This window comes from Fructilactobacillus sp. X8R2C1 (assembly GCF_059900955.1).
In genome coordinates this window covers 72,125-91,287 of sequence record NZ_JBWXVI010000003.1, presented here as the reverse complement: position 1 = coordinate 91,287, position 19,163 = coordinate 72,125, and the positions used below count along the sequence as shown (strand labels likewise).

At 41.3% G+C, this 19,163-nt stretch carries 24 protein-coding genes; 9 read left to right on the top strand and 15 right to left on the bottom strand.

Annotated elements, in window-relative coordinates; genetic code table 11:
* Positions 1–112 precede the first annotated feature (112 nt).
* Complete coding sequence (spxB, locus tag AC6UD6_RS04445; RefSeq protein WP_500695812.1) at positions 113–1,858, top strand: pyruvate oxidase; 1,746 nt, start codon at positions 113–115, stop codon at positions 1,856–1,858.
* Between the two features lie 51 nt (positions 1,859–1,909).
* On the opposite strand, the gene AC6UD6_RS04440 is transcribed toward spxB, so the two are convergent.
* Together AC6UD6_RS04440 and AC6UD6_RS04435 are read right to left on the bottom strand one after the other, a co-directional pair.
* Positions 1,910–2,722: a DUF6198 family protein gene (locus AC6UD6_RS04440; RefSeq protein ID WP_500695811.1), complete on the bottom strand. Its 813-nt coding sequence runs from the start codon at positions 2,720–2,722 to the stop codon at positions 1,910–1,912.
* Between the two features lie 31 nt (positions 2,723–2,753).
* Entirely contained in the window at positions 2,754–3,767 is a 1,014-nt protein-coding gene (locus AC6UD6_RS04435; protein WP_500694138.1) for a zinc-dependent alcohol dehydrogenase family protein, read from the bottom strand.
* 78 nt (positions 3,768–3,845) lie between these two features.
* Here AC6UD6_RS04435 and AC6UD6_RS04430 point away from each other — a divergent pair, with 78 nt between their 5' ends.
* From AC6UD6_RS04430 to AC6UD6_RS04420, 3 genes are all read left to right on the top strand, one after another.
* On the top strand, positions 3,846–4,076 hold the full coding sequence (locus tag AC6UD6_RS04430) for a hypothetical protein (protein ID WP_500694051.1): 231 nt from the start codon (positions 3,846–3,848) through the stop codon (positions 4,074–4,076).
* 95 nt (positions 4,077–4,171) lie between these two features.
* Positions 4,172–6,118: an ABC transporter ATP-binding protein/permease gene (locus AC6UD6_RS04425; RefSeq protein ID WP_500695810.1), complete on the top strand. Its 1,947-nt coding sequence runs from the start codon at positions 4,172–4,174 to the stop codon at positions 6,116–6,118.
* Between the two features lie 140 nt (positions 6,119–6,258).
* The gene (locus AC6UD6_RS04420; RefSeq protein WP_500695809.1) at positions 6,259–6,975 is read left to right on the top strand and encodes a gamma-glutamyl-gamma-aminobutyrate hydrolase family protein; all 717 of its coding nucleotides are present in this window, start codon (positions 6,259–6,261) and stop codon (positions 6,973–6,975) included.
* A gap of 44 nt (positions 6,976–7,019) precedes the next feature.
* On the opposite strand, the gene phoU is transcribed toward AC6UD6_RS04420, so the two are convergent.
* From phoU to AC6UD6_RS04385, 7 genes are all read right to left on the bottom strand, one after another.
* Positions 7,020–7,715 (bottom strand): phosphate signaling complex protein PhoU, encoded by a 696-nt coding sequence (gene phoU, locus AC6UD6_RS04415; RefSeq protein ID WP_500694048.1) that lies wholly within the window; start codon positions 7,713–7,715, stop codon positions 7,020–7,022.
* Between the two features lie 11 nt (positions 7,716–7,726).
* Positions 7,727–8,500: a phosphate ABC transporter ATP-binding protein PstB gene (gene pstB / locus AC6UD6_RS04410; RefSeq protein ID WP_500695808.1), complete on the bottom strand. Its 774-nt coding sequence runs from the start codon at positions 8,498–8,500 to the stop codon at positions 7,727–7,729.
* 10 nt (positions 8,501–8,510) lie between these two features.
* Positions 8,511–9,311 (bottom strand): phosphate ABC transporter ATP-binding protein PstB, encoded by an 801-nt coding sequence (gene pstB, locus AC6UD6_RS04405; protein WP_500694046.1) that lies wholly within the window; start codon positions 9,309–9,311, stop codon positions 8,511–8,513.
* A gap of 3 nt (positions 9,312–9,314) precedes the next feature.
* A complete protein-coding gene (gene pstA / locus AC6UD6_RS04400) occupies positions 9,315–10,217 on the bottom strand; it encodes a phosphate ABC transporter permease PstA (RefSeq protein WP_500695876.1) in 903 nt (300 codons plus the stop codon).
* A gap of 2 nt (positions 10,218–10,219) precedes the next feature.
* Positions 10,220–11,143, bottom strand: a complete 924-nt coding sequence (gene pstC, locus AC6UD6_RS04395) for a phosphate ABC transporter permease subunit PstC (RefSeq protein WP_500695807.1) — start codon at positions 11,141–11,143, stop codon at positions 10,220–10,222.
* A gap of 19 nt (positions 11,144–11,162) precedes the next feature.
* Positions 11,163–12,050 (bottom strand): phosphate ABC transporter substrate-binding protein PstS family protein, encoded by an 888-nt coding sequence (locus tag AC6UD6_RS04390; protein WP_500695806.1) that lies wholly within the window; start codon positions 12,048–12,050, stop codon positions 11,163–11,165.
* 179 nt (positions 12,051–12,229) lie between these two features.
* Complete coding sequence (locus AC6UD6_RS04385) at positions 12,230–12,859, bottom strand: TetR/AcrR family transcriptional regulator (protein ID WP_500695805.1); 630 nt, start codon at positions 12,857–12,859, stop codon at positions 12,230–12,232.
* 118 nt (positions 12,860–12,977) lie between these two features.
* Between AC6UD6_RS04385 and AC6UD6_RS04380 the strand changes: the two genes are divergently transcribed.
* Together AC6UD6_RS04380 and AC6UD6_RS04375 are read left to right on the top strand one after the other, a co-directional pair.
* Entirely contained in the window at positions 12,978–13,214 is a 237-nt protein-coding gene (locus AC6UD6_RS04380; protein WP_500695804.1) for a hypothetical protein, read from the top strand.
* The gene (locus AC6UD6_RS04375; protein WP_500695803.1) at positions 13,195–13,899 is read left to right on the top strand and encodes a metal ABC transporter solute-binding protein, Zn/Mn family; all 705 of its coding nucleotides are present in this window, start codon (positions 13,195–13,197) and stop codon (positions 13,897–13,899) included. The genes AC6UD6_RS04380 and AC6UD6_RS04375 overlap by 20 nt, the downstream gene beginning before the upstream one ends.
* Before the next feature lie 39 nt (positions 13,900–13,938).
* Here the strand turns inward: AC6UD6_RS04375 and AC6UD6_RS04370 are convergent, their stop codons facing one another.
* Both AC6UD6_RS04370 and AC6UD6_RS04365 read right to left on the bottom strand, forming a co-directional pair.
* Entirely contained in the window at positions 13,939–14,664 is a 726-nt protein-coding gene (locus AC6UD6_RS04370; protein ID WP_500695802.1) for a response regulator transcription factor, read from the bottom strand.
* Between the two features lie 96 nt (positions 14,665–14,760).
* Positions 14,761–14,901, bottom strand: a complete 141-nt coding sequence (locus AC6UD6_RS04365; RefSeq protein ID WP_500695801.1) for a hypothetical protein — start codon at positions 14,899–14,901, stop codon at positions 14,761–14,763.
* A 121-nt stretch (positions 14,902–15,022) separates the two neighbouring features.
* Here AC6UD6_RS04365 and AC6UD6_RS04360 point away from each other — a divergent pair, with 121 nt between their 5' ends.
* A complete protein-coding gene (locus AC6UD6_RS04360; RefSeq protein WP_500695800.1) occupies positions 15,023–15,562 on the top strand; it encodes a GtrA family protein in 540 nt (179 codons plus the stop codon).
* A 34-nt stretch (positions 15,563–15,596) separates the two neighbouring features.
* On the opposite strand, the gene AC6UD6_RS04355 is transcribed toward AC6UD6_RS04360, so the two are convergent.
* Together AC6UD6_RS04355 and AC6UD6_RS04350 are read right to left on the bottom strand one after the other, a co-directional pair.
* Complete coding sequence (locus tag AC6UD6_RS04355; RefSeq protein WP_500695799.1) at positions 15,597–16,262, bottom strand: type 1 glutamine amidotransferase; 666 nt, start codon at positions 16,260–16,262, stop codon at positions 15,597–15,599.
* Positions 16,263–16,330: 68 nt separating this feature from the next.
* On the bottom strand, positions 16,331–16,576 hold the full coding sequence (locus tag AC6UD6_RS04350) for a hypothetical protein (RefSeq protein WP_500694037.1): 246 nt from the start codon (positions 16,574–16,576) through the stop codon (positions 16,331–16,333).
* 204 nt (positions 16,577–16,780) lie between these two features.
* Here AC6UD6_RS04350 and AC6UD6_RS04345 point away from each other — a divergent pair, with 204 nt between their 5' ends.
* Positions 16,781–17,410, top strand: a complete 630-nt coding sequence (locus AC6UD6_RS04345) for a YdhK family protein (protein WP_500695798.1) — start codon at positions 16,781–16,783, stop codon at positions 17,408–17,410.
* Positions 17,411–17,459: 49 nt separating this feature from the next.
* Here AC6UD6_RS04345 and AC6UD6_RS04340 read toward each other — a convergent pair whose 3' ends face one another.
* On the bottom strand, positions 17,460–17,687 hold the full coding sequence (locus AC6UD6_RS04340) for a hypothetical protein (protein WP_500695797.1): 228 nt from the start codon (positions 17,685–17,687) through the stop codon (positions 17,460–17,462).
* Between the two features lie 125 nt (positions 17,688–17,812).
* Positions 17,813–18,070 (bottom strand): hypothetical protein, encoded by a 258-nt coding sequence (locus AC6UD6_RS04335; protein ID WP_500694034.1) that lies wholly within the window; start codon positions 18,068–18,070, stop codon positions 17,813–17,815.
* Positions 18,071–18,323: 253 nt separating this feature from the next.
* On the opposite strand from AC6UD6_RS04335, the gene AC6UD6_RS04330 reads away from it, so the two are divergent.
* Positions 18,324–19,157 (top strand): DUF6574 domain-containing protein, encoded by an 834-nt coding sequence (locus AC6UD6_RS04330; RefSeq protein ID WP_500695796.1) that lies wholly within the window; start codon positions 18,324–18,326, stop codon positions 19,155–19,157.
* Positions 19,158–19,163 lie beyond the last annotated feature (6 nt).

The window sequence follows — 19,163 nt, the reverse complement described above, 5'->3', positions numbered from 1 at the left end:
AAGGGCTCTGACTAGGAGTCTTTTTTATTGCTTCTGATAGGATAAATTGATGGAGTGGTTTATAATTCAATTGGGTCAACAGTTAAATTGGAAAAACGAAAAGAGGGATTCTATGAGTAAAATGACAGCAAGTAGAGCACTGGTGAAAGTGCTTGAGAGTTGGGATGTCGACCATTTGTATGGCATCACAGCTGGCTCTTTGAATAACTTATTGAATGCGCTAGATGAGGAAAAAAAGAACATTAAATATATTCAGGTTAGACATGAAGAGGTCGGTTCTTTGGCCGCTTCCGCTGACCATAAGTATACCGGTAAGATTGGGGTTGCCTTTGGTTCGGCGGGTCCTGGTGCGACTCACATGTTTAATGGTTTATACGACGCGAAGGAAGACAATACTCCAATGTTAGCTCTCGTTGGACAAGTTCCCCAACCAATGATGAACACGCGGTTCTTTCAGGAAATGGATGAACTGCCAATGTTTGCTGACGTTTCGGTTTACAACCGCCAGGCGTCAACTGCCGATCAGATACCAAAGATTATTGATGAAGCAATCAGGACGGCCTATCAAAAGAAGGGTCCAGCAGTCGTCATCTTACCGAATGATTTACTTGGAACTGAGATTGACTATGAACCAACTAAGACAGCCAACGTTTCAAGTAGCATTAAAACGGTTCACCCTAAACAAGCTGACGTTGATGAAGCCATTAAGATGATTAAGAAAGCCAAACATCCGGTTCTTTGGTACGGAAGAGGTGCTAAGGGTGCCCGAGATGAGATCGTGAAAGTTTCCGATCAGTTTAGCATGCCAGTCTTGTCCACGGCTCCTGCAACTGGGATTATGCCAAACGACAATCTGAGTTACATGGGTGCTCGTGGTAGACTGGGAACGAAACCCGGATTTGAAGTTTCTCAGGCTGCCGATCTGATTATTATGCTTGGAAACGACTTTCCGTTTGCTCGCTTCATGCCTAAAGATAAGAAAATCATTCAAGTTAATAACAATCTGGCTGATTTGGGTCGTCAGTATCAGGCCAACCTCACGATTCACGGTGATGCCAAGGAATTCTTAGAAATGTTAATTGATTCAGATGTAAAGCTTCCTAAGAGTGATTTCTTAAAAGCCGCTCGAATTGATCGCGAGAATTGGTTAAAATGGCTTGATAGCATTGCGACTGACTACGACGAGGGTCTTAGAGCTGAGACTGTTTTGAAAGCAATCGCTGACCATTCTAAGTCGAATGCGGTTTATGGACTTGACGTTGGAAACAACACCATGCATTCCATTCGTCAACTTCCCTTTAATCAGCAGCAGCAGTTTACCATGTCACCGTGGTTTGGAACAATGGGCTTTGGTCTACCAGCTTCCATTGCTGCTAAACTCTCATATCCTGATCGTCAAGTTTGGTCGATTTCAGGTGATGGGGGATTCGCAATGGTCATGCAGGATGTGATTACGCAGGCCAAGTACAACTTGCCGATTATCAATGTCGTTTTGTCAAACGAACGCTTTGGTTACATTGAACACGAAGACGTTCAATCTGGCATTAGTGATTATGGTGTTGACCTCTATCAAGCGGATTTTGCCCAAGTTGCTGAAGGCATGGGTGCTCATGGCTTTAAAGTTTCAGGTCAAGATGAACTTGATAGTGTCATGGTTGAGATTGACCGAATGCAGGCTGAAGGTAACACGAAGCCGATTGTGATTGACGCTAAGATTAAAGCGTTTGACCCAATTGATACTAGTTTTGTCCCCCTTGACCCAGAAAACTTTGACCAAAAAACGATTGATGCGTACAAGAAACGTTATAACGTTTATGGTCAACCAGCATTGAGCGAGATTTTAAAAAGTTTGAAATAGTGGTTTAAATAAAAATAACCGATCTCGGTTGAGATCGGTTATTTCTTTTGCTTATTTTTTCTTTGTCTTTTCGTCTTCGTCAATATCAACGGCAACCGTTGATTCATCACCAACATCTAACGCTTGATGCTTTAGGTGAGGGAAGATGTATTTATCAGCAAGTCCAGTGATTCCACCTTGGAATAGGAACGCAAAGATCGTTCCTACTCCTAAGTTAGTAAATTGACGAGTAATTGCAAAGGCAACCACTGCCATGACAGTCGGTGGGATGTAGGAAGCCCACATGGCTTTCCCAGCAGCACCATTGAAGTACTTAAATCGCAGGATCTGCATCAAATCATCAGCGGGATGCAAGACTAAGTTGACTCGTTGGTAGATTGAGATGGCGGTTGCAATCAATGCTACCCCGAAGAAATTTAAGAGGACATAGAAAGCGACCATCATCCAACCCTTGGCTTCAGGGAATCCAGCAAAAAATGATACTTTTCCAATTACTGGCAGTGAACCATCCATGAAGAAGTCATCAAAGACCTGGATGAGTGCTGAGAACGGAACCATGAAGATGACGTTTCCAATGGCACGTCCCCAATCCCAGTGACCGACTAAAAAGGCGTTCAAAATGGTAATGGCAACTCCCAAGATTAGAAATGCCCAGAATAAGTTCCAGTGAAATGCATTTCCAAGGTTGGTTTCGGCTGCGGTCCAGTAAGCTGAACCTAGAAAAGATGGATGAATCTTAGCAGTTGTTACTAGAGTCAAAACATTTCCAGCAGAGTTAATTATTAATGAAAGGATAAAGAACATAATTGAAGCTGTCATGGAAATGGTACGTTTGGCTTTTCTATTAGCGGTTTTCTTCGCCATAGTTTCCCTCCACGATCAGATTTTGGTTCAATTATTTAAGATTACCATTAACTTTAACAATTGACTTGCCTTGAACCTTGTCAGTACCAGCTAATACACCAGGTACTTGTTCTAAAGTAAGGATGTTGTGTTGGAAAGGTGTAACCTTAACGGAACCATCTGAAAGTAAAGCAATTGAATCTTCGAAACTGTGGGGGTTAATCATTGAACCCTTGATGGTTAATTGCTTCTTGAAGATTTCGTAAGTGTTCATGTTAAATGTTTGACCTGGTGCACCAACACCAAACATCATAACTTGAGCGCCAGGATTAGTTGCTTCAACAGCTTGTTCTTGGGTTTCAGGCTTTCCAACACATTCGATTACCATGTCGTACTTGTCAGTGATTTTTTCCTTAGTCGTGTTGATAACCTTGTTTAAGTTAAGTTCTTTCTTTTCCCAAGCAAGGTTTTCATCATGTCTACCAGTCATGTCAATGTTCTGGATTCCGTAGATTCTAAGTAGTTGAGCAAACAACTTAGCCATGTATCCATCACCAATGATTAAAGCGTGTTGGTAAGGGGTAATGTTTTCGGTGATCTTCATCGTGTGAACGGCACATGAAAGTGGTTCCATTGAGCATGCAGTTTGAAGTGATAGTTCATCAGGAATGTGGTAAACAACCTTTTCTGGGGCAGTGAAGTAGTCCTCAAGACCACCATCTCTAGTTACACCAACGGCCGATAGGTTTTCACACAATTCGTAGCGGCCAGTGTGACAGTAGAAACATTTGTCACAGTAAATGTTAGGGTCAACAACAACACGGTCACCCTTCTTGAAGTCCTTAACGTTCTTTCCAACTGCGGAAACAACTCCAGAGTTTTCGTGACCTAACACGATTGGAGGAGTAGCATCAGCTGAACCTGGGAGACCATTGTATAAGGCGTGGTCGGTACCACAGATACCAGCGTAGGCAGTTTCAACTAAGACTTCGTCGTCCTTAGGGGTTGGGACATCTCTGTCTTCAATCTCCATGTGTTGCTTAGCTGTCATAACTAAAGCTTTCATTTTTGACATAAGATAACTTCCTTTCGAAAAGTTGATGAATTAATATCGTTACAATCTGAACATAACTGATCGAAAAAAATGGAAAGATTTCTTTCAGGAATATCAGATTTGTTTCCAAGTAATAATGTAAACCGTTTGAAAACTGTTTGCAAGGGCATTCCAGCTTCTGAAATAGATCCAATAAAAATTGAACAAAGAAGAAATTTGATAAGTGAAATAGATAACGGCATTAGAGTGGGAATTAAGCAATTAATTTTAATTATTGTTATGAAAAAATTACGAAAATATTTCACAAAATTATTTTTTTAATTTTCCGTTAAGGCCAGTCTTACTTTCAGGTTAAAATTTACTTTTGGTTAAATTAGTTTAAAATGGACACTACTAAAAAAGAAGGAGAGAACCAAATGGCTTATTTAGAACTAAGAAACATCAAAAAATCCTATTATGTGGATAATCAGGATTTTTATGTTTTAAACGGGATCAGTCTCAACTTCGATCGTGGGGAATTTGTTTCCATCCTGGGAGAATCTGGTGGTGGAAAGACGACCCTTATGAATATTATCGCTGGACTAGACAGTGATTATTCCGGTGACGTTTTAATTGACGGGAAATCGTTAAAAAAAGATACCAGTAAACAACTTGATGAGTATCGGCGCAACACGATTGGTTTTATCTTTCAAAACTTTAACCTTGTGAATCATCTGACCATTAAAGAGAACGTGATGGTCTCTTTAGAAATGACAACTTTAACGCATAAACAACAAGAAGCACGGGCCACTGAGCTTTTAAAAAAGGTTGGTTTGTATGACCACCGTAACAAGTACCCTAATCAACTCTCAGGTGGACAAATGCAGCGGGTTTCAATTGCTCGAGCACTTGCTTCTGACCCAGATATCATCATTGCTGATGAGCCAACTGGTGCCTTGGACGCTCAAAATACCGATGACATCTTGGAACTAATGAACGAAATTGCCGAAGACGGAAAACTGGTAATTGCCGTCACCCACTCTCAGGTGGTTGCCAATTATGGAACGAGAATCGTTCATTTAGCCAACGGGAAGATTGATGAAGATAGGATTTTAAAACCCGCTTACCCGGTTAATAAAACGCAGGCGGACTTTCAGGCGCGTCCGGCCAAACTTGCTTCCATCTTTACGATGGCCTTTGAACACTTTCGTTATAACCTGAAGCGCAACCTGTTAATTATTTTTGGGGCGGCCATCGGCATCTTTTCGGTCATTTTCATGTTAGGTCTCGGCAATGGGGTTAAGGGATACATTAATCATGAAATTTATTCAGAGGTTAATCCCACTACCATTCAGGTTAGTCGAAAACAGAAGCAAGGAGAGGATCCCAACCCCAAAAATTCACTTCTAACCAACCAGGATAACCAACAGTTGCAGGACCTAAAGAACGTCAAAAGTTCAACGTTGGGTAAGTTTTTAGCTGGCGGTCAGTTTAAGGCGGCCGATAAAACCGCTTCCGTTCAGTACATTCAAACGTACTATCAGGGAGCGGTCTTAAAAAAGAACATTAAATCCGGAACGGTTCCCACTAAAGATAATCAGGTATTAATTAACAAGAAGACGGCCCAAAGCTTTAATAAAAAGAGTCCGTACGACATGGCAGGCCAAAAAATTAAGTTGTTTGCGAATGCTCCCGATGATAACGGGCAGCCCCATGTCCTATCAAAAGAGGTTACTGTGAGTGGGGTGACTAGTGACGTGAACCCAATGGCACTTGTTAGTTCCAACACGATGAAGTCAATGTTTAGTGAGGCTACAATGAAGTACGAACCGAACTTTGCCGCGGTGAACATTGCGGGTGGAGTTCCCAACGTTCAGCCGGTTCAAGATAAGATTAAGGCGTTGAAGGGGCCCAACCAACAAACCAAGTACCAAATTACTGGTGCGGGGGCGATTGTATCAACACTGAACACTTACATTAACGTCGCTGTTTGGGTTCTAGCAGGAATTGCGGCAATCTCGCTCCTTGTGTCAGCAATTATGATCATCGTGGTGCTCTACATTAGTGTTGCCGAACGAACCAAGGAGATTGGGATTCTAAGGGCACTTGGTTTTACCAAGGGCAACATTCGAAACCTATTCTTCTCTGAAGCCTTTATTCTGGGGGTCTTCTCGTCCATCTTTGCGGTTATCATCGCCTACCTAGCCGAATGGGGTGCGGATACAATCTCAAGTGGAGCGATTAAGTACGCAATTGTTCAAATTTCACCGGCCAATGCCATTATCGGGGCACTAGTCTTTGTTATTATTTGTTTACTAGCAGCACTTGCTCCAGCAGCCAAGGCCGCTAAATTAGATCCAATTGTGAGTCTGAGTTCCGAATGAAAAGCAAAAAATTAATTAAGCTATTGCAATTATAGGAAAGTTGGACCAAACTAACTTCTAAACCAAATAAGAGCTATCCCGTTAATTCGGGATGGCTCTTATTCATTAGGAATTACTAAATTGTAATGGAGGGGTTCATTTTGAGAATTGGAATTGCGGCAAACGTTAACCGGATTAAGACGCTTAACTATAACCTTGATTACGCCAATTATACTGCTCAAGTTTTTATTGATTTACTGCAAAAACACGGCATTCTGCCTGTTATTATTCCCATGGCTGAGCTTGATATGATTTCCGAATACGTTGACTTAGTTGACGGCTTAATTATTCCTGGTGGTCAAGATGTTCAACCGGAATTATTCCACGAAAAATCAGTCGAACCAGACGATGCACACTATCGACCCCATGATGAGTGGGAAATGGGACTGATTAAAGAAATGGTGCGCCGGAGAAAACCACTTTTAGGGATCTGTCGAGGGCTTCAAGTTTTAAACGTAGCTTTTGGTGGTAGTCTTTATCAAGACATTGCCACTGATTTACCCAAGTCTAACGTTCAACACGTGAAACACGACGATCCAAAGCATAATTTTCATGAGGTGCAAGTGAAAGCCAAAAGCCAGTTAGTCCATTCCGTTGGCGATCTTCTCGTTGTGAACTCAATTCATCATCAGGCCCTAAAAAAGGTCGGAAATAGTTTGACCGTCACGGCCAAATCTTCCGATGGCGTCATCGAAGCGGTTGAAAATGATGATGCTAGTATCATGGGAATCCAGTGGCACCCAGAATTATTGTGGCAAAACGATCCAAAAGAGGAACAGTTGTTTTTGGACTTCTTTGAGCGAACCAGTAATCAATAAATAGCGAAAACCACCTTGATAGAAATATCAGGGTGGTTTCTTTGTTACTTGTTGTTTTCAAAGTATTCTTCATCGTGATTGGTGCTGTGACTGAGTTCGACCATCTTGCCGGTTTGATTGTAAACGAGCCACTCGGCGAGGTTCACGACGTGGTCACCGATCCGTTCGAGCAATCGGATGACCATTAAGTAGCTTAGGGCCGCTTGCGCCGTCTTACTGTTCTTTTTCAGGGATTCAGTTACTAACTTTCTGGTGGAATGGTAATACTTGTCAATTGATTCATCCTGGTCAGCAATTTTCTTGGCTTCCGAGGCATTGCCCTCAAAGAAGGCCTCTAGTACCTGTTCTAACATTGAACGGACTTGTTCAGTCATTTCACTGATGACTTTTTCGACCGCCGGGATTCGTTCATGGCCCTTGGCGTTAATGGTTTCTCTCGCAATCGTATTGGCGTGATCGCCGATTCGTTCAATGTCAGTACTGGCCTTTAAAATACTGATAATTTGACGAAAATCACTGGCAACGGGTTGCTGGAGTGCGATCAGTTGTAAGGACTGTTTCTCTAAATCCATTTCTTCGTTGTTGATTTTGGGGTCCTCCGCAATGATTTTGCGTGCGAGGTCCTTATCATGATCAATGAAAGATTTGGTGGCTTGATAGATTTGTTCACTACTGTCAAATCCCATTTCCATGAAGTGTCCTTTAAGTTTCTTTAATTCATCATCAAATAATGCTCCCATAGTCATTCTCCTTATCCAAATTTTCCGTTGAGATAGTCACTTGTTTCTTGCTTATCAGGATTCATAAACATTTTTTTGGTTTTGCCTACTTCCACTAGTCGACCGTTCAGCATGAACGCCGTTTTGTCTGAGATCCGAGAAGCTTGTGACATGTTATGAGTCACGATGATGATCGTATACTTGTCCTTGATGTTTAGGAGGGTGTCCTCAATCATCTGACTCGAAATAGGGTCGAGCGCGCTCGTTGGTTCATCCAGTAAAATCACGTCTGGTTGAATGGCCAAGAGTCTAGCAATGCAGATTCGTTGTTGTTGTCCTCCAGAAAATGAAAGCGCACTTTTATGAAGTTTGTCCTTAACTTCATCCCAGATAGCCGCCTGCTTTAGAGATTCTTCAACGCGTTCGTCCAATAATTGCTTATCCTTAACGCCAGCTAATTTTAAGCCAAAGGTGACATTATCGTACACGGAAAAGGGGAAGGGATTGGGTTGCTGGAAAACCATTCCGACTTCTTTTCGGAGTTCCACGATGTCTTCTTTTGGACCATAAATATTGTGACCATTGAGCGTGAAGCTTCCCGTGATGGTAATGTTTGGAATAAGATCATTCATTCGGTTTAAACAACGGAGGTATGTCGACTTTCCGCATCCAGATGGTCCAATTAGGGCGGTAATCTCATTTTGTTTGAAGTTTAAATTAATGTCGTGCAACGCTTTTCGCTTTCCATAGTACAAATTGACGTTTTCAGTTTTGATAATCTCTTTTGGTTCCGTTTTAGTTGTCATTTACTTCTCCTTAACCGAAGTTGCCGGAAATGTAATCCTCAGTGGCTTTGACCTGTGGTCTGGTGAAAATGTCAGCTGTTTTAGCGTACTCCATGACGTGTCCAAGATGGAAGAAGGCGGTATAGTCACTGACTCTGGCAGCTTGTTGCATGTTATGGGTCACGATGATAATCGTATATTTTTTCTTTAACTCTAGAAGCGTTTCTTCAATCTTAGAGGTTGAAATGGGATCAAGAGCACTCGCTGGTTCGTCTAACAACAAGATGTCAGGTTGCATGGCGATTGAACGAGCGATACAGAGCCTTTGAGCCTGTCCACCAGATAATTCAAGGGCGCTTGTATCCAGCTTGTCTTTGACTTCGTCCCATAGTGCAGCGGCTTTTAGACTTTGTTCTACTCGTTGATCAAGTTCCTGTGGATCTTTTACGCCATGTTTTCTAAGCGCAAATTTAATGTTCTCACGAATGGTTTTGGCAAAGGGGTTGGGGTGTTGGAAGACCATGCCAATGTTTTTTCGAAGGACGTAAACGTTTAATTTTTTTTGGTTAATGTCTACGTCTCTGTACATGATTCTACCGGTAACGTTTGCCACACCATCATTCATTCGATTGAGACAGCGAAGGAAGGTTGATTTGCCAGATCCCGAGGCTCCAATGAGGGCGGTGATCTTGAACCTTGAGAATGCCAGCGAAGCATCAAAGGTAGCCTGCTTTTTACCGTAGAAGACGTTCACGTCCTCGGTCTCAAGGGCCATTTCTCCTGGTGGTGTAATAATTTGATGGTGGTCTAAATCGTAATTTTGTTGAGCCATGTTTTAACCTCGCTTTTTTCTAGAAGTCCCAGTCATCTTGCGGTAAGCCCAGTTACCTAAGAACCGAGACGACAGGTTAAAGACTAAGATAACAATGATAAGAACCGCTGAGGCGCCGCTTGAAACAACGTGTGCGTCTGGAACAATTCCCTCGGTATTTAGTTTCCAGATATGAACTGAAAGGGTCTCAGCTGGACGCATGGGATTTAGGAAACTGCTGGGATTGAAAGGATTCCAGTTGGTGTAACTTACGATTGGGGCACTTTGACCAGCAGTATAAATCAAGGCGGCGGCTTCTCCAAAGATTCGACCAGAACTAAGGATGACACCGGTGATGATACCCGGGATCGCGAGGGGTAGCACAACTCCAGTAATGGTTTTAAACTTGGAGAGTCCAAGCGATAACCCGGCTTCTCTTTGTAACTTTGGCACCTCTTCGATGGAATCTTCGACACTTCTGGTAAGGAGTGGCAGGTTGAAGATGGTTAAAGCAATCGCTCCTGACAGAATGGAGTAGTCAAGTTGAAACTTGATTACTAGCACCAAGTATCCAAACAGACCAACGACAATGGAAGGCAATGAACTTAGAACCTCAATGGCCGTTTTAACGAGCGTTGTGAGCCAGTTGTCCTTGGCGTACTCTGCCAGGTAAATTCCGGCCCCAAGACTGATTGGCAGCGAGATGATGATCGTCAGTATTAGCAGGTAGACGGAATTAAAGAGCTGATCTCTAATTCCACCGCCGGCACTGATCGAACTGGACGTGGTGGTTAAAAACTTCCACGAGATATCGGGTAAACCAGTGATAAGGATGTAACCAAGTAAGAAGATTAAGATCAGAACTACGACCACGACTAAGGCCCAGATGGTCCCAATGGCGAACTTATTAATTTTTTTGGCATTTATTTTCATTTTTTAAATGCACTCCTCTTTCCAATTAGTTTTACGATGACGTTGAATACTAGTGACATTACTAGTAAAACTAAAGCCAATGTCCACAAGGCGTTGTTAGGCAAGGTTCCCATGATGGTATTGCCCATTTGAGTTGTCAATTGACTGGTTAAAGTTGCAGTTGGACTTGTCAAGCTGGTTGGCATGAGGACTGCATTTCCGATGACCATTTGAACGGCTAGTGCCTCACCAAAGGCGCGCGCCATTCCGAAGATCATCGCGGTAAGGATTCCCGGAGTGGCAGCCCGTAAGACCACTTTGTACATCATTTGCCATTTAGTGGCTCCAAGTGATAGGGCAGCACTCCGATAGTCTCGTGGAACGGCCTTTAAAGCATCAACTGACATTGAGGTGATGGTCGGAAGAACCATGACGAACAAAACGATGGTAGCTGGTAAAATCCCAGAACCGGTTCCCCCAAACACCGTTCTAACGATGGGAATCAAGACCATTAGGCCGATGAAACCATAAACAACGGATGGAATTCCAACGAGTAATTCGATTACTGGTTGCAGAATCTTTTGCCCTCGTTTGGGCGCAATTTCGGTCATGAAAAGGGCCATGGCAATCGCAAATGGGGTGGCAAGAATGGCGGATAGTAGGGTGACCGCAAATGAGGTGACGATCATTGGAAGTGCCCCAACTTCTGGTTTCCCATTTGGTCCCGTTTGACTTGGATTCCAGGTTCCCTTAGTGAAGAAATCGATGATACTGACGTGATCGGAAGTAAAGGTCGCCAGTCCCTTGGTGGTGATGAAGAAGAGGATGGTAATGACGAGGATGCCGATCAGGCCGATACATATGAGACTGATAAAATGACCAACCTTATCTTGATGAGTTTCTTTTGATGGTTTCAGTAATTTTTCTTTAATGTCATTCATATAAAAACCACTTTCATAATTATTTAACCGCTTGAACTTGACCTTCAGCATTCTTTTCAAATTTCATGTTTTTAACTTGAATGTATCCGATCTGCTTGACTAATTTCTGTTGAACATGATCTGAAAGCATGTAATCAATAAATTTTTTGGTGGTTCCAGTGGGCTTGCCCTTGGTATACATGTGTTCATACGACCAGATTTTCCAATTGTTATGTTCCACGTTAGGGTCGGTTGGTTGCACCTTATCGATGGAAATACTTTGCGTTTTATTGTTTAAATATGGAAACGAGAGGTAACTAACCGCACCGGGAGTCGATGAGACAATCTGTTGCACCGTTCCGTTTGAGTCTTGTTGCTGAGCGTTGACGGCTTTTTTGCCCTTTAAAACGGATTGTTCAAAGGTCATCCGGGTTCCACTTCCCTCGACCCGGTTAATCACCACGATCTTGACGTTATTTCCGCCGACCTGCTTCCAATTGGTGACTTTACCAGTGAAGATTTGTTCAAGTTGTTTCATTGAGAGATTTTTCACTCCCACTTTTTTATTGGCAACCGGGGCAATTCCAACAACGGCAACCTTATGATCAACTAAATCTTTAGCAGTAACACCTGGTTGTTGGGAAGCAAAGACATCTGAATTACCAACATTGACGGCTCCCTGTTGGATTTGGCTTAGGCCAGTTCCAGATCCACCACCCTGGACGTTAATGTTAACTTTCGGGTTACTAACCTGATACTCTCGACTCGCTTGCTCGACCAGTGGTTGAAGTGCCGTGGAGCCAACGGCGGTAATCTTATTACCGTTTTTGGCCTTGGTGGAAGATGATGATCCGCACGCGGCGAGTCCCAGCGCCAGCAGTCCACACGTTAATATCAATGCAACCTTTTTCTTTTTGCCTAATGACATGGACGAAATCTCCTTTGGTTTAAATGGACATTATTTTGTTTACGAACCAAGTATATAAGGTGAATGTAAATGTTAAGTAAATTTTACGGGCTTTTTATGTAAATGTTTGGTAAAGCCAAAAAGACCCCCTTCAAGTACTATTGAAGGGGGTCTTAAATAACGGTGTTATTAAAAACAAACTAAATGGACAGCCATGCCATCCATCCCGGGTAGAAGAAGTCGTAGAGGTTGTTACACAGCATGATGGCCTCTTGCTCGTTATACCGATGTTTCAAAATGTCACAAAAAGTAGCATAAAACGAGAACACGTGAAAATGCAGTTCCTGGTAGTTAAACTTAAAGCTAACAGTGATGATGTTACGTTCTTGCATGATCCCAATGGAGTTAGCAATTTTTTGGGTAAAGTATTTCGTTAGCATTTCGGCTAGATTGTCGTACTTCGACCCCTCTGATTTAAAAAGAATTAATTCCTTATACTTCGGATTAGCGTAAAGGGTGTGGATGATTGGATTCATATTCAAAATGTTTTGTTTCCACACCGTTTGAACGCTGGCTGGACTGATTTTAGCCATTCCCTGATTAAACTGATTCTCATATTCGTCTTTTAATTGCTTGATAAAGGGATTAAGAATTTCATCTAGAATCGCATTCTTTGATTCAAAGTGTTTGTAAAAGGAACCGGTTGTCCGGTTAGCGTTTCGGCAAATTTCACGAATCTTTGTCTTATCAAACCCGTTTTTTAGAAAGGCCTTAAACCCGGCCTCTAGTAGTAGGGAATGGGTTTTATCCTGGTTACGAACGTTTGCCATGAAAATTCCTCCAGTGGATTGATTGCTCAATTTAAGATAACAGTGTTATATTAAGTGAGTATTATTTGTTTAATGATGGTCAACTTAACTTCGGATGATGTTTCAAAGGAGAAAAACAATGATAAAAAAGTTTAAGTTAAGTATAACAGCAATTTTAATCTTATTTTGTGTCATCGTGCTAGTTGGTTGTGGCAAAAAATCAGGAGATGAACGGGCCAACCATAAGCTGAGAGTGGTTACCTCAACTAATTTTTATGGTCAAATTGCGAAAAATGTTTTGGGAAATCAGGGGAGCGTTCAGCCGATTATTAAGGGAAGCGGTGACCCACACGATTTTGGATCCTTCAACGAGTGATGCGAATCAAGTTGCAAGAGCAGACGTGGTCGTTGAAAATGGCATTGGATACGACGATTGGATGAAAAAGCTGGTAAAGAATGGAAGTGATCAGACGTCGGTTGTCAACGTTTCAAAGGTGATGAACCGAAAAGATGGAGATAACGAGCACATTTGGTATGATCCTGACACCGTTAATAAGCTCGTCTACCGACTCGCAGACGTCTACAGCAAAAAACAACCGAATCACAAACGTTATTTTCATGATAATGCCAAGCGGTATTTAAAAGAATATGAACCAGTTAAGCAGCAGGCGGAAAAGGCACGAGATAATCTGAACGATCACCAGTTAAATCGCAAGGTCGACGTCAGTGAACCGGTTTTCGATGATGCCCTTCAGTACATGGGATACAAGGTAAATGACTCTGATTTTGCCAATGCGACCGAGAAAGAGGTTGATCCGTCACCTAAGAGTATTCAGAGCATCAGGGATGATATCACTCACCATCGGATTGCTTTCTTTGTTGATAACACGCAGGCTGACAGTAAAATGGTCAAGAGCCTCGTCAAGTTAGCTAAGGATCATGATGTGCCGGTTGTAAAATTGACCGAAACGATTCCTGAAGATAAAAACTACTTGGAGTGGATGGATGATGCCTATCAGCAGGTGGTCAAAATTCAAAATAATGAAATAAAAAACAAATAAAATGACATCCAAGCCCGTTAATGGTTTGGATGTCATTTATTATTGTTTATTTAATTTCGCTTCAAATTCATAACCAAAGCCACGGATCGTTTTGATTAAGACGGGCTCTTTGGGATTAGGTTCAATCTTGTCCCTTAGATGACTGATGTGCATTTCAAGCATGCGGGAAGATTGGTCAATGTAAAGATCGTTCCAAACGCCGTTTAGGATTTGTTCACGACTCAGGATCCGTTTAGGGTGAGTCAGAAAGTACTCTAAAAGCTTGAATTCCTTAGGCGTTAGTCGGAGCGAAGTACCGTTTTTGGTGGCAACCTTCTGATCTAAATCAACGTCGATGTCAGAAAAGTGAAATCGTGGCTTGACCTTCTTATTTTTTTCCTGCTTTAGACTATTATTTTCGTCTTGGTAGAAACGGGCGCGATGTTTCATCCGGAGCATGACTTCGTCAGGGTTGTATGGTTGGATGATGTAGTCGTCGATGCCAACTTTAAATAATTGATCAACGATGCCCTCGTCCTTTTTTTCTCCCAGGGCGAGAATTGGAAGTGAGGCCGTTTGGCGGATTTTAGGGATAAGTTCGATCAACTTTTGAGCTGCAACGGTACTTAGGTCCCAAATAATGGCCTGTTCTTTGTACTTTTGAATGGATGATAAGAGGCTTGAAACATCGTATAAATCGTCGACAAAGTACCCATTGTCATTAAAGGTTTGGTTGAAACTAAGTGCTAATGATAATTTTTCAGTCACTAAAACAATGTGATTCATGGCACCATCCCGATTAAAAATCACGCTTCTCTTTCTTCACTCATTATACAGTTTTATGGCTGATAATCGTAACTTTAACGTTTTCACGTAACTAAGCTACTTGGAATCAGAATGTCGGTTCTCTTTTTCCTGTCGTTTTTTGGCTCGATGAAGACTCACTAAGACGGTAATGATGGTTACCACTACGAAAACGACCACCATCATTATGACGAGCCAGATAAACGTGCTTAAATCCATGACGTCCATTCCCTTCGTTAATGATTGGTTTTATTTTAACACGACCGAAAAGATTAAGTTTTAAGGAAATCACAAATTTATAACTTAATTGATTGTGATAAAATGACTAAGAAGGGGTTTGATGCATATCATGAATGATACAAACGACGCTAATACTACTAACTACTTAGATATCGTAAAAAGATTAGTTTTTGATGAAAAAATTGAATACTTGTTTTGGGGAGCCATGACCACCCTGGTTTACTTTGTCAGTCGATTCGTTTCGATGAAGATTTTTACCAGTGATTTTACTCCCGTCTTAATTGCCCAAGTTCTGTCGATTGCGTTTGCTTTTGTGGTGAACAAATACTTTGTTTTTAACAGTGGAACGCAGTCCAAGACACTTCAGGCTCAGATCGTTAACTTTGTTTCGGGACGATTGTTTGTTTTAGTCCTCGACTTTTTGATGACTTACGTAATGATCGATAAGTTTCCGCAATTTTTCATTAAGGTTTTATTTTTAGATCACTTAAACTATTCGGCTTGGCTATTCCAACTTCCCGTTGTTCACGGGTTGATTGGGAGTCCCACGTTGTTTAACAGTTTTATCTGTGTGGTTGGAACACAAATCATGGCCATTGTGATTAATTACTTTGTTTCTAAGTACTTTGCTTTTAAATAAAATCAAAAAAGCATCCACTTTTTCTAGGTGGGTGCTATTTGTTTGCGATGTAATCCAAAATCTTGAATAAATCGAGATGGTTCTGTTTTGAAATTGGGTGGTTAATGATGGTGTTTTTAGACTGACTTAAAACGGACCCAGTAAGGTAAGGGTAGTCGTTAATTGCCATTTCGGTGACGTTGTCGTGGTTGGGTTCAAGGTGAAACTGGAGGCCAACGAGGTTATCCTTTACAAATCCCTGATTAACGAGTTGATCACTTGAGTACAATAACGAGGCACCATCTGGAATCTGAAACGTTTCCTCATGCCAGTGGAGCACTTCTAGTTGGTTGGATAATCCGGAGATGAGTTTTGTTTTTAAGTAGACGGGAGCAAACCCAACTTCCTTAGTGTGCGAGTCAAAGACGGAAGCTCCTAGAACTTTGGCCATTTGTTGGGCACCAAAGCAGGCGCCAAAGACTGGTTTTCTTTGGCTAATCACCCGTTTGATTAGTTCTCGTTCGGATTTGATCCAGTTTGTGTCGTCGTTGACGCTCATTGGGCCGCCTAAGATTACTAACATGTCGGTTGTAGCAGCGTCTGGTAGCACCTTAAACTGGGAAGGATGATAAACGAACATCTGGTAATGGTTGTGATGAATCCAGTCGGAGATTGCTCCAGGTCCCTCATCAGAAGTGTGTTGCAAAATGCTTACTCTCATTATTGTTGTTCCTCTTGAATTGACCGTGATAATAAAAAAATAATGCCATTTGGCATTATTTTAGTAAATTACATCATTCCGCCTTGCATACCGATCATGGCCGCAATGGCTGCGACGATCATCTTGAACAATCCCATTACGATGAATGCAACGATGATTCCAAAGGCAATTGTGAATGCCATTTGCATTGATGATTTCCAGGCTGCCTTGTCTCTACCACCGAGGAACTTGTAGAACAACCATGCTAGAGCGATTAGAATGATCAAAATCACAACTAATGCAACAATTGAAATGATTAAACTTTCTGTACCCATTAATTTTCACCTCACAAACATAAGATTATATATATTTAGCATGAACTTTTAGGGTTAAATGTGCAAACATATTACTTAATTTTGAAGGAATCTATAAGAATCTTAAAATATACTTACGGTAAGTCATTTTAGTAACTTTTTGGTGTCGACGGTGCTATCTTAGCAGTTGAAACATCATAAAAATATCAAGGGAGCTCTTCAAAGATGAAAATGAAGAAAACATTATTTACGTTAGCTGCCGTAGCTAGTGTGGGATTGGTACTTACTGGTTGTGGAGAAAGCAAGAGTAGTTCTAAGTCAAGTTCGTCATCAAATATGTCGAGTAGCAGTAGCGAAAAAACAATGAGTAAAAAAGACATGAAGGAAACCAAGGGCGATAAGTCAATGGACATGAATATGCAAATGAAGCATAAGATGAACCTACCAACTGACTTAGCTGCCGCTAAAAATCCTAAGTTTAAGGTTGGTTCTGAAGTTAAACTATCAGCTAACCACATGAAAGGAATGAAAGGTGCTAAGGCTAAAGTTACCGGAGCATATGATTCACCACTTTATGTCATCGATTACAAGCCAACCGATGGTAAGGCTGAAGTTAAAAATCATGAGTTCGTTACAAAAGACCAACTTAAGGCTGATAAACAGGGTGCTACCTTGAAAAAGGGCGAAAAAGTCACCGTTGAAGCTGACCACATGCCCGGCATGAAAGGTGCTCAGGGGAAGATTGTTAAAGTTTGTGACGGTCCTGCCTATGCTGTAACATTCAAACCAACTAATGGTGGCAAAGAATACGTTAACCATCAATGGGTTAGCCAAACTGAAATGAAAAAATGCTAATTTAAATTAGTTCAAAAATACTAGGACATTGTCCTAGTATTTTTTTATTTTAGATGAAGTTGTAACCGATGGCACCAATTAAACCAATAATCGCGGCAATTAAATACCACGTAGTCTTCTTGTTTTTGCCGAACATGCCCCATAAGAGTTCATCAATAAAAACGATTAAGACCGTGATTAGTAAAATATTGAAGTGGGCGAACATGATGGCAATTACCAGGGCAATGCCACAGATGAGATCGTTAATGTTTCGTAGAACGTTGCATTTGTTTTTCATTTTTTCTCCATTAATAGTAGTTTGAAGTTTAATCAGTGATACTAATCATATTACTTCAAATGAGTTTTAGATAACATCACCTGAAACCAAAAAAATTCCTTAGCCCATCCAAGCTAAGGAATTTCTTATAGGTACTGTGATTTTTTGAGTGCTTCTTGAAGAGCTTTAGGACAAACGTTAATGGTTTCGGTGACCTTTAAGTGGTTGTTACTAGCGGCCTCCACGATTTTGGCAATGTCATTAACAGCCATTTTACCCTCTAGGGCATAAGCAATGTGGACAGCAAATTCGTAAAAGTTATGAGAATCCTGCATCTCCATTTGCACGGTATTGTATAGTTTTTGATCATTTATAAAAACATCGTTTCCAGTACAATGAATCATAAGCACGCCTCCTTTATTATATTATAATAATTATAATCAAATAAGTTGAATAATCAAATAATGGGATTATAGTTCATCAAAATTCACGAACACTGAGGGAATTGGTGAACGGGAATTGTTGAGTGACCGATATCCCGTGCCGCAATTAATTGATTTTTTTATTTATGTGCCTTAGCCCTTTGATTGAGCTAACCAGTATGTGATAATGTAAACGTAAGAAAATCTTAATATTTATTTAATTGGGGGAACTAGTATGAATGAATGTCCTAATTGTCATTTTAATAACAAGCTAGGCGCAAAGTTTTGTGTCAAGTGTGGAACTAAGTTGACTGACAACAGTCAAACGAGCAGTAACAAGGTACATAATGAAGCAAAAAAGCAGCAGCCCCGTAATTCACAGGCTGAAGTTTCCAACGGGTTAACCAGCGTGTTTAGTTATTTCATTGAATCGATTAAACATCCAGTCAAATATGAGGCTGCTAGTGAGAAGTATCTGGGATATATCTCGCTTGGAATCTTCGCCGTTTTGACCTGGCTAGTTTCGTTTATTTTAGCAATGAGAATGAAGAGTGGACTGGCCTCTGAATCAGTTCCATACTCACTTATTCATAAGATGGATGGCGTCATTAACACGAGTGTAATGGGACTAGGACTGATTATTGCCGTAATCGGTCTGTTAGCTTGGATTTTAGGCTATGTCGGAGTTCACTTCATTATGAACAACAATATGAGCCTTAGTGATTATACGAATGAGTACGGTAAATTTTTAAACGTTGGAATTATTTTACTGTTAGTGGGTTTGCTTCTATCAGCCGTCATGCCCGCTGGAATTTTATTTTTAATTGGTCTCTACGTGGTCGACTTGGCCATCACCATTTCGGGTTGGGCGTTAATTTATGAAATGCTCTTTTCTAAGAATTTTGGGTCGATTGATAGTTTCTATGTTTTATTGATTGTAACGGTTATCGTGGCAATCATTTCCGCTGTCCTAGTAGCTATTTTGGGTAATAGCCTGGGCTCTCAACTTCAAACGCTGACTCAAGAGACCATTAACAACTTTGCTGCTAACTTTGGGCAGGGATACTAGGAGGAG